Here is a 9,789-nt window from a genome sequence, read left to right as displayed (position 1 = left end):
CGGGCATACATTATGCCATCTTCCGCAGAGGAACAATCCTTTGCCGCAAAGTTAAATACCTTTAGGCGCGGCCAAGAAGGGGGGGGATCTTACGGTGGAGCGATGGAGACCCGGAGTCGATCTCCGGCCGTTCAACTTTCGGCCGGTCGGCTGTCCGCGGAGAGGAGCCGCGAGAATTCTTCTATCGACTGCGGACGTTGCGCGGGATCTACGATCATGGCCAAATCGATGGCTTGCAGCAGATTTTGCGGATAGCGGCGTTTGAACGCTTTGACCGCCGGGATGAGGCTATCGCGTTCGGCGCGAATCGGAGCCGCGGGAGGCGGGAGGCCGTCCAAGCACATCCGCATGGTTGCGCCTATGGCGTAGATGTCGCTCCACGGGCCTAAGGCGCCGTCGTCCTGATATTGTTCGATGGGAGAGAAGCCGTTGGTCAGGACTTTGCCGATTCGCGTGTTTTCCTCGTACGGATAAGGCTGCGAGGCTCCGAAGTCCAGCAGCAAAGGATCGCCGCCCGAACGGATCAGAATGTTCTGCGGTTTGATGTCGAGGTGCAGCAGCCCGTTTTGGTGGATCGTCCTGAGGCCATCGAGGAGCGCCGGAAACACCATGCGCAGGAACTGATCGCTCACACCGTTTTTCTTTTCTTTCAGCAGATAATCGCCCAGGATTTTTCCATATTCGAAGGTCATTACCAGGTAGACCGTCGAGTTGGCCTGAAAGAAGTTCAAGACCTCGACGATGTTGCGATGTTTGAACCTGGTGAGAACTTTGGCTTCTTCAAGAAACAGTCGCCGGCCGCGCAGGAACATCGAGCGAGTTTCTTCGCTGTTCGGCACCACGTGATTTTCCGGCGTGCGATGCGCCAGGCGGCGCGGCAGGTACTCTTTGATGGCTACCTGGTGCTGGTCGGCCAGCTGGCGCGCCAGGTAGACGGAACTGAATCCGCCCCCGGCCAAAGGGCGCTCGATCATGTATTGATCGACGATCGTTCCGGACTTCAAAAAGTAAAACTCTTTCGGAGGCTTGTCCGAAGAGTCTGGCCAGAGTTTCCGCATGGGAGGATTCAGCTTAATATTCCGTTCTTTCGCATTAGGGTTTTACGCAGGACCGACTTCAGTTCTCTCCCCTCCGGAAAAAAGGGCGAACCGACAAAATTCGGGACAGGCCAGAAGACTTAAATGCGTGATTCAATTTACTCAGTATAAAGCAAGATTTTCCATGATCCGCAGCATGACCGCTTTCGCCAGCGGCGAACGAGAAATTCGGGACTGGCTTTTCACCTGGGAGGTACGCTCGGTCAATCACCGCTACCTCGATCTTTCCCTGCGTTTGCCGGATGCATTCCGCTTTTTGGAGCCTGCCGCCCGCAGCCGCGTCGGTGCGCTCATCAACCGAGGGCGCTTGGATTGCATTTTGTCCTATAAGAAAAGCGTCGAAGGCGGCGCCGACATCCGCATGAACCGTGAGTTGGTCACCAAGCTGTTGGCGACCGCCCGGGAGGTGGACGATCTGAGCGATAGGCCCTTGGCCGGCTTCAGTGCCCTGGACGTCTTGAAATGGCCGGGCGCCTTGCACGAGCCCGAGGCCGACCGAGAACAACTTGCCGCCGAAATTCTCGACCTTTTGACCGACGTGCTGAAGCAAGCCATAGTCGTACGGGAAAACGAGGGGCGCCAATTGGCGGCTTTGTTGAAAGAACGCTGCGTCAAACTGCGGGAACACGTATCGTCGGTGCGGGCGCGTATGCCGGAAGTACTCCAATCCATTCGGCAGAAGATCATGGCACGGCTGGCCGAAGTCTGCGCCAATCCGGATTCCGAGCGGCTGGAGCAGGAAATGGTCTACCTCGCACAGAAATTGGATGTCGACGAGGAACTGGATAGGCTCGATGCCCATGTCGATGAAGTGCTGCGGGCCTTGCGCCAGAAAGAGCCGGTGGGCCGCCGTCTCGATTTCCTGCTTCAGGAAATGAACCGCGAAGCCAACACGCTAGGCTCGAAATCCGCCGATGCTGAAACGACCAAGGCCTCGGTCGAGATGAAAGTGCTGATCGAACAAATGAGAGAACAGACGCAGAATATTGAATGACGTATCGGGATGTTCCCGCATTGGGGACGCGGGAAGGTCTTGCACACAGTCGATTTTCGGCTAAGCTGGAGGGGACTGCACGGAATTGGGGGAAGATTCCGCTAAGAATCACCAAGAAGCAGTCTTGAGTGCCCGGCCTCGGCCGGGTTTCTTTTTTCTACACCTCAAGCCGATGTCGGGAAATCCGGCGTTCACTTGGCGAAAATTCCTCCATAAATAGCCGCATTTTTTGCGTACTTCAAGTTGGTTTAGGGCTTGTGGGAGCGGGCTTTAGCCCGCGATTGAGCGATTATCGCGGGCTAAAGCCCGCTCCCACACTAATTCCAAATCGCTTTCAATAAAGCATTAATTTTTGTAGGTGGGTTAGGCCGCGAGGCCGTAGCCCACCGAGCGATCCCGAATCGGTGGGTTACGCTTCGCTAACCCACCCTACGATTAATGTTCACTCGAATGCCGAATGGAATAAGGCCATTTACAATCAATCCTTACATACGAACGGAAACTGCTCTGACAGCTGAGTTTACCAACCCAGTTTACGGAGCTATTTCGGCAATTCCGAAGAGGATTTCAAGACTTGAGATGCTTTTCGAGAAATCCCAAGAGATCTTGCCACGCCTTCTCGGTCTCGATGCGTTCAGCCGGTGCCGCGCCGTTCTTCAGGTAAGGTGTGTAAACCAGAAAGCCATGCCGGCAGCGGGGATAAATTTTCAATTTGGCCGGATGCCGGGCTCTGTCCAATTTCGCCTTGAATGTAATCGCCTGCTGGGCGGGTACGATGTCGTCCCGGCCGCCCTGGAGGATCAGCACCGGCGCCTTCAAGTTCGGGATTTGAGCCAGGGCGTGGCGGGTCGAGAAAGCCAGCGGTTTGTCCTCCGGGCCGTCGCCGTAGATTCGCCGGGTCAGTTCGTCGCGGCCCGAGATTCCATTTTGTTGAAGATGGCGCCACCAGGCGTAGATGTCCATCACCCCGTCGGCCGTGACCACGGCATCGACCTCAGACTGCCGCGCGGCTGCCAGCACGCTGATCAGAGCGCCGTGCGAGACCCCGACCATGGCCACTTTCCGGCCGTCGACGCCGGGTACTTGGGCCAGCAGCGGCAGAACATTCAGCACATCCCGCACTTCGCCGGCGGCTACTTCGATGTCTCCTTCCGATCCGTCCTCGCCTCGATAGGACGGGGTGAACACGGCATACCCCGCCTGCGCCAGACGCGCACTGGCCCGCATGTGTTCCACGGAAATGCCCGAAACGCCGTCATGGTTGAAGAGAATCAGCGGCAGTTTGTCTTTGGCGCAGGGCAGGAACAGCAAGCCTTTGACCTTCAGGCCATCGCTAGGATAGGTCCAGACCGAGACGGGAACTCCGCCGATTTGGCCAGCCGATTCCTCGGCAACGCCGGGAATTTGAGCCGCGGCCGGACGGTACAGGTCCAGCGCCAAACAAAGGATCGACATCCATCTCAAGACGGCATGGCCGGGATTCGGTTCTCGGACGGCAGGCGATCTGTGCGCCTTGCTTCGATGTTTCCGCCACGTCCTCATTGTCATCAGCGTCACGGATGGGCAGTGCTAAACTGGTTCTGCCGCCGCTACGTCGGCTTGGGTCTTGGCGAGCGGGCTAGGGCAAGCGAGCCGCAAGCAATAGTAGCCGAACGTATCGAAGCGAGCGACAAGACGATCCGGAATGTCCGTCATTGATCAATTATCCTAGAAACGGCAGTTGACCGCTTAGATGGAGTAGAAAAGCCCTATGAATTCTGACCGTCCTACCTTCTACCGATTTCACCACTCGGGTGAAGTCGCTACGCACCCGATTGCACGGCGGGCGAGCCGCCTGGCGGCGTTGCTCCTTCTTGTGGGGGACGGCCCCACGGCGGCGTCGCGCCTTGCCAGCCGGCTCGCCAGCCGCACACTCGGCCGCGTCCAACCGCCGTTTCTAGGATTATCAGTAGGGGAAGCGAATGACGAAACATAAGAACGCTATTTTGGCGCTGTTGATCGGATTTTCCACGTTAGCGGTGAACCAGGCCTGGGCGGAGAGAGGGGGCGGCAATGGACGGAAGCTCGATAGACCATCGGGTGGGCAATATCGGGAGCGGTATCAAGATCTTCGGCAGGAGCGAAAAAGTTTTCAGCAAGAATTTCAAGGCGAGGTTCAAGAACGTGCGCGGGACAGGGGCGTCGGGCGGGAGGGTGTGCGTCCGGGCGAGATGGAAGGCAGGCGTGAGCCGCTGATGATGCCGGAGGAGCGTGAGCGATATCAAGACCAGTACCGGGAATTGCGCGAAGAAAGAAAAGGACTGCGGGGTTTGACCGAGGATGCCGGCGCGGGAAGGGGCGGGCGAGGCATGAGGCAAAGGCAAGAATAAATAACCAACCAATCCGGAACGGATAGCGATATAACCCGGCCGGGCATTATCTCAGCCGGGTTTTTACAGCTTCCGATTCCGGCTGTTCCGGCTTATAGGAATAGTTAAGGACACCGATGGTCTTACATCTTACGAAAAAGGCTTGAATCCATTAAACGCTATTCCAAAGTAGCTTATCGGGTGGCCTCTCGTTTCGGTGCTCCGTAACGGTTTCACGACGCTGACGAGTGATGTCCAAACCGCTTTGGCAACCGTAGTCAACTTGGGGTGATTGCGGTATTGGGCGGAGATTCTTGAGGGTTTAGTATTACGAACCGTGGCGAATCGATCGGCCAGGCGTTTATGTAGCGCGGTTTACCCTCGGCTTCTTATGTTGGACGCTGTTCGGTACCGGTATGCCGCAGGAGCGATTTCCCCGTAAAGGGACGTTTGGAAACCTGGCGGGTTGTTTCGCGATCAAACAGACAGTGAATGCGAAGCCAAGATGGAATCGATGTGGGAGATTCGATTGAAAGCTGTCGGAATTTACGGTGGTGTCGTTTAACGCTGTTGGAGCAACGGAAATGAACCGACTTGAACCCTCAATTGCCGCCCGACAGGGGCAAAATGACCGCGCTCCGCCGATGCGGATCATCCGGTTGATTTACGACAGCAGCGGGTTACGGCGAATCATATCCCGCCAAGCGGGTTGCTTTCCCGACTTGGATGTCAAGAGAGCACAGGGAGAGAGCGAAGCGGCATTTCGTAGACGAGCCGGGTTGAACCGCTCCGGTTCGGAGCCGAGCTGAAAGCCTTGGCTTTTGTAAGCCAGGTTTCAGTTTTGGAACGCTCGCCGATCAGGTATGTCTCAAGATAAGACTCCACCTCCCATGAGCAGAAGGAGAAGCTATCTCAGCAGGAGGCTTGATGCGAACGTCACGGAGGCTATGTTCACCATCTTTTCATGAACGGTACGCCTACCGATTCCCCCTGCCGATAATTCTTTTCGCGTTACCGTTGTCTCTGCCTTTCGGCGGAGCGGCATACACCCAAAGAGCCGAGCCTCCGGTCACTGCTTTGCAAAAAGCGTCCGACGAAGACGGGCAATGGCTTATTTCGGCCAAGGATTACGCCAATACCCGTTTCAGCGCGCTCGACCAGATCAAAGCCGAAAACGTCCACGATCTGCGGTTGAACTTTACCTTCTCGACCGGTCTGTCACGCGGCCACGAAGCCGCGCCTATCGTGGCCGACAACACGATGTACATCGTGACCCCTTATCCGAACACTCTTTACGCACTGGATTTGACCCGTCCGGGCGCGCCTCTCAAATGGAAGTACGAGCCGAAGCCGCTGTCCGCGGCTCAAGGGTTGGCCTGCTGCGATGTCGTGAATCGAGGAGCGGTGTACTCGAAGGGACGAATTTTCTTCAACACGCTCGACGGGCAGACCGTGGCGGTCGATGCCAAGACCGGAAATGAAATCTGGAAAGCACGGATCGGCAATATCAATCTGGGCGAATCCATTACGATGGCGCCGCTGATCGTGAAGAACAAAGTGCTGGTGGGCAACAGCGGCGGCGAGTTCGGCGTGCGCGGCTGGCTTACGGCGCTCGATGCCGGCAACGGCCGCGTGGTCTGGAAAGCGTACTCCACCGGCCCCGACAAGGACGTGCTGATCGGCCCCAGGTTCAAGCCGTTTTACCCCCAAGACCGTGGCGAGGATCTGGGCGTTGCGACCTGGCCGCCCGAGGCTTGGAAAATCGGCGGCGGCACCGTGTGGGGCTTCATTTCCTACGATCCTGCCTTGAATCTGATCTATCACGGTACCGCCAATCCCGGGCCGTGGAATCCGGAACAGCGCCCAGGCGACAACAAGTGGACGGCTGGGGTCTTCGCACGCGATCCCGACACCGGCGAAGCGCGCTGGTTTTACCAGTGGAGTCCCCACGACCTGTACGACTACGACGGCGTTAACGAAAACGTCCTGCTGGACTTGTCCATTAACGGGCAGATCCGGAAAGTTCTGGTCCATCCCGAGCGGAACGGTTACGTGTACGTCCTTGACCGAACCACCGGCGAGGTGCTGTCGGCCACGCCTTTCGTGCATATCACGACGACCAGGGGCGTCGATTTGAAAACCGGACGCCCCATCGAAGTGCATGAGAAAAGGCCCCGGTTCAACACCGTCGTGCACGATATTTGTCCCGCAGCGCCAGGAGGGAAGGATTGGCAGCCCTCGGCCTATTCCCCGAAAACCGGCTGGCTTTACATTCCTCATCAGAATATCTGCATGGACGAAGAGGGCGTCGAAGCCAACTATATCGCAGGCACGCCCTATGTCGGCGCCAACGTGCGGATGCACGCGGGTCCCGGCGGACACCGGGGCGAGTTCACCGCCTGGGACCCCGTTGCGGCCAAGGCGGTCTGGAAGATCAGGGAGAAGTTCCCGGTCTGGAGCGGCGCCTTGGCGACGGCGGGCGACGTGGCGTTCTACGGCACCATGGAAGGCTGGTTCAAGGCGGTGAATGCCCGGACCGGCGAGTTATTGTGGCAATTCAAGTGCGGCTCCGGAATCATCGGCCAGCCAATGACTTACCGGGGGCCCGACGGCAAGCAATACGTGGCGACTCTGTCCGGCGTCGGCGGTTGGTCCGGGGCTATCGTTGCCGGCGAGCTCGATTCTCGTGACGGTACCGGAGCGTTGGGATTCATCAATGCGATGACCGATTTACCGGAGTATACGACGCGGGGTGGGATGCTGTATGTCTTCGCATTGCCGTAGATCCGGGTTCTTCTCGATGCTTGCCTTGCTTGCGGCGTTTTGGCCGGGCATGGCGTCAGCCGTCGTGGATGATCATTCTCCAAAGCGTACTCTCCGCATCTGCTCGGATCCCAATAATCTGCCCTTCTCCAACCAGAGGCAGGAAGGCTTCGAAAACAAGATCGGCGATCTCATCGCCCACGAATTGAATGCCGAAGTCGAGTACACCTGGTGGGCGCAGCGGCGCGGCTTTATCCGCAATACGCTCAAATCCCATCGCTGCGACCTGGTTCTCGGCGTCCCGAGCAACTTCGGGCCCGCACTGACGACGACGCCGTATTATCGGTCCAGCTACGTGTTCGTTTACCGCCTGGACTCGGGGCTGAACATCCGCTCCTTCAACGATCCTACGCTGCACGACGTCAGGATCGGCGTGCAGATGGTCGGGGACGACTTCGCCAACACCCCGCCGGCCCATGCCCTGACCAGCCGAAAGATCATCGATAACGTGGTCGGTTACACCGTTTACGGCGATTACTCCAAGGAGAATCCGCCGGCCAGGATCATCGATGCGGTAGTGGCGGGCGACATCGATATCGCCGTCGTATGGGGACCTTTGGCGGGCTACTTTGCCAAGAACCAAGCGGTTCCGCTCGCCGTCGTGCCCGTCTCGCCGCCGGCCGACCGGTCTCTTCCCTTCGTGTTCGATATCGCGATGGGAGTGAGGCACGGCGATAAACGGTTACGCACAGAACTGGAACGCATCATCGAGCGCAGGAGCAAGGAGATCGAAGCCATACTCGACGAGTATGGCGTGCCCCGGATCGGAACCCGCCTTTCCAGCCGAAACGGACGGTCAGGATGGAAATCGGTCATAAGCTCTCGGCATTAGCCTGTGCGATTGCGGCAGTTCTTCTTCTGAATGCCTGCGATCGCCAGGAGGACCCCGCAGCGGTATCGGTAGCCGGCGGCGATCCCGCACAGGGGAGGGAAGCCATTTCACGGTACGGCTGCGGGTCCTGCCATGTCATCCCCGGAATCGAAGGCGCAAACGGTCTGGTGGGGCCGCCTTTGAGCGGAATCGCGAGCCGCGTCTACATCGCCGGCGTGCTGACCAACACGCCGGAAAATCTGATGCGCTGGATTCAAGATCCGCCCGCTATCGATCCCCTGACCGCCATGCCGAACACGGGTGTTACCGAAGCGGATGCCCGCCATCTTGCCAGCTTTCTCTATACGCTGCGGTAGACGGCTGATTCTCACGACCTCTACGGTATGACATGCTAAGCTAACGGTTTTCGGCCCCTGCTGCGGCATGGGTCGGAAACCGCCATTCGTCGGACAACCGTTAAGACCACTCCGGATCATTTCAAGGCACATGAGTATCGGCACGCTGTTCATCGTTTCAGCCCCGTCCGGGGCGGGAAAAACCAGTTTGGTCAGGGCACTGCGGGAAAACCTCGAGGGGTTCACGGTTTCGGTGTCGCATACCACGCGAGCGCAGCGTCCCGGAGAAGTCCACGGCCGGGATTATTTCTTCGTGAATCATGCCGAATTCGAAGGGATGATCGAATCGGGCGGGTTTCTGGAGCACGCCAGGGTGTTCGACAACTATTACGGCACGGCTCGGGCAACCGTGGAAAAAGCCCTATCCGAAGGACAGGACGTGCTGCTCGAAATCGACTGGCAGGGCGCCCGCCAAATCCGGAACTTGATGCCCGATTGCATCTCCATCTTCATTCTGCCGCCCTCGCGCCGCACCCTGGAAGAACGGCTCAAGGCGCGCGGCCAGGACGATCCTGACACCATCGCCCGCCGCATGCGCGATGCCATCTCGGAGATGTCGCATTACAGCGAGTACGACTATCTCATCGTGAACGACGACTTCGATCGGGCTCTCGCCGAGCTGCGCAGCGTCGTGGTCGCCAGCCGGCTCAAGACGGGGCGGCAGTCCGAAGTTCACAAAGATCTGATCGGCGGACTATTGGCCTAATTCCATTTTGTGTAACGCCTGCGGCAGCGGGCGTTACAGGCCCCGACCGGGGAAGGCTGGCTGTGCCGGGCCAGCCACAAGGACCTGTTTACCGGAGAGATCGTGGGCTACGCTCGCGGGGAACGCATGACGACGGCCTTGGTCAGCCAGTCTTTGTGGCGGGAGGTGTCGGCAAAGCGGCCCGCTCCAGGCAATGCCATTATTAACCCGGCCTATAAATATAGGCCGGGTTAATCCGGGGCAGGGATGCCCCGGCGCGGCGACAAGCCGCGTGAGCCCAGGCCGGGCGTATACCGGCCTGGGCGGCGGCCCGAAATACCAGGAGGGTATTTACGGGCCTGACTAATAAGTTAAGCCGTCATTCCGGCAGGGATTGCTCACCCCATCCCTGGGGTTCGTCCTACGGACCGTGCTCCGCACGTCCAAATTTGCTCCTGGCAAATTTGTGCCGGACAAATCGGCAGGATGGCCGATTTGCACGCGAAGCGCCCGTAGGGTGCCGCACAGGGACTGTGCGGCATGAATCCAGTGCACAAGGAAGTGATAGGCCTCTGCCGTCCATGGCTTCTGGACCCCGGCATTCCAATCGCAAAC

Annotated in this window: 9 protein-coding genes and 1 pseudogene; 7 read left to right on the top strand and 3 right to left on the bottom strand. The window is 58.4% G+C overall.

Annotation, left to right across the window (positions count from 1 at the left end; all coding sequences use genetic code 11):
- Window positions 1-131 precede the first annotated feature (131 nt).
- Window positions 132-1,058, bottom strand: coding sequence for a serine/threonine-protein kinase (locus ABJK70_RS14590; protein ID WP_077731903.1), 927 nt, complete (start codon window positions 1,056-1,058; stop codon window positions 132-134).
- A 163-nt stretch (window positions 1,059-1,221) separates the two neighbouring features.
- Between ABJK70_RS14590 and ABJK70_RS14585 the strand changes: the two genes are divergently transcribed.
- Window positions 1,222-2,091 (top strand): YicC/YloC family endoribonuclease, encoded by an 870-nt coding sequence (locus ABJK70_RS14585; protein WP_077731902.1) that lies wholly within the window; start codon window positions 1,222-1,224, stop codon window positions 2,089-2,091.
- Window positions 2,092-2,658: 567 nt separating this feature from the next.
- On the opposite strand, the gene ABJK70_RS14580 is transcribed toward ABJK70_RS14585, so the two are convergent.
- Complete coding sequence (locus ABJK70_RS14580; protein ID WP_168183857.1) at window positions 2,659-3,546, bottom strand: alpha/beta fold hydrolase; 888 nt, start codon at window positions 3,544-3,546, stop codon at window positions 2,659-2,661.
- A 506-nt stretch (window positions 3,547-4,052) separates the two neighbouring features.
- Here ABJK70_RS14580 and ABJK70_RS14575 point away from each other — a divergent pair.
- From ABJK70_RS14575 to ABJK70_RS14550, 6 genes and pseudogenes are all read left to right on the top strand, one after another.
- Window positions 4,053-4,460: a hypothetical protein gene (locus tag ABJK70_RS14575; RefSeq protein WP_077731542.1), complete on the top strand. Its 408-nt coding sequence runs from the start codon at window positions 4,053-4,055 to the stop codon at window positions 4,458-4,460.
- 1,056 nt (window positions 4,461-5,516) lie between these two features.
- Complete coding sequence (locus ABJK70_RS14570; RefSeq protein ID WP_347258327.1) at window positions 5,517-7,223, top strand: methanol/ethanol family PQQ-dependent dehydrogenase; 1,707 nt, start codon at window positions 5,517-5,519, stop codon at window positions 7,221-7,223.
- A gap of 16 nt (window positions 7,224-7,239) precedes the next feature.
- Window positions 7,240-8,094, top strand: a complete 855-nt coding sequence (locus ABJK70_RS14565; RefSeq protein WP_156881115.1) for a substrate-binding domain-containing protein — start codon at window positions 7,240-7,242, stop codon at window positions 8,092-8,094.
- Window positions 8,064-8,450 (top strand): c-type cytochrome, encoded by a 387-nt coding sequence (locus tag ABJK70_RS14560; RefSeq protein ID WP_077731539.1) that lies wholly within the window; start codon window positions 8,064-8,066, stop codon window positions 8,448-8,450. The genes ABJK70_RS14565 and ABJK70_RS14560 overlap by 31 nt, the downstream gene beginning before the upstream one ends.
- Before the next feature lie 130 nt (window positions 8,451-8,580).
- On the top strand, window positions 8,581-9,195 hold the full coding sequence (gmk, locus tag ABJK70_RS14555) for a guanylate kinase (RefSeq protein ID WP_077731538.1): 615 nt from the start codon (window positions 8,581-8,583) through the stop codon (window positions 9,193-9,195).
- Window positions 9,196-9,240: 45 nt separating this feature from the next.
- A pseudogene (locus ABJK70_RS14550) lies at window positions 9,241-9,381 on the top strand (IS3 family transposase); the annotation flags it as partial.
- 156 nt (window positions 9,382-9,537) lie between these two features.
- Here the strand turns inward: ABJK70_RS14550 and ABJK70_RS14545 are convergent.
- On the bottom strand, window positions 9,538-9,789 hold a 252-nt coding region (locus ABJK70_RS14545), incomplete at its 5' end, for a hypothetical protein (RefSeq protein WP_347258326.1).

The organism is Methylocaldum sp. (genome assembly GCF_039794385.1).
Taxonomy (GTDB): domain Bacteria; phylum Pseudomonadota; class Gammaproteobacteria; order Methylococcales; family Methylococcaceae; genus Methylocaldum.
The sequence above is the reverse complement of the archived record's forward strand: the minus strand, read 5'-3'. Positions and strand labels throughout refer to the sequence as shown.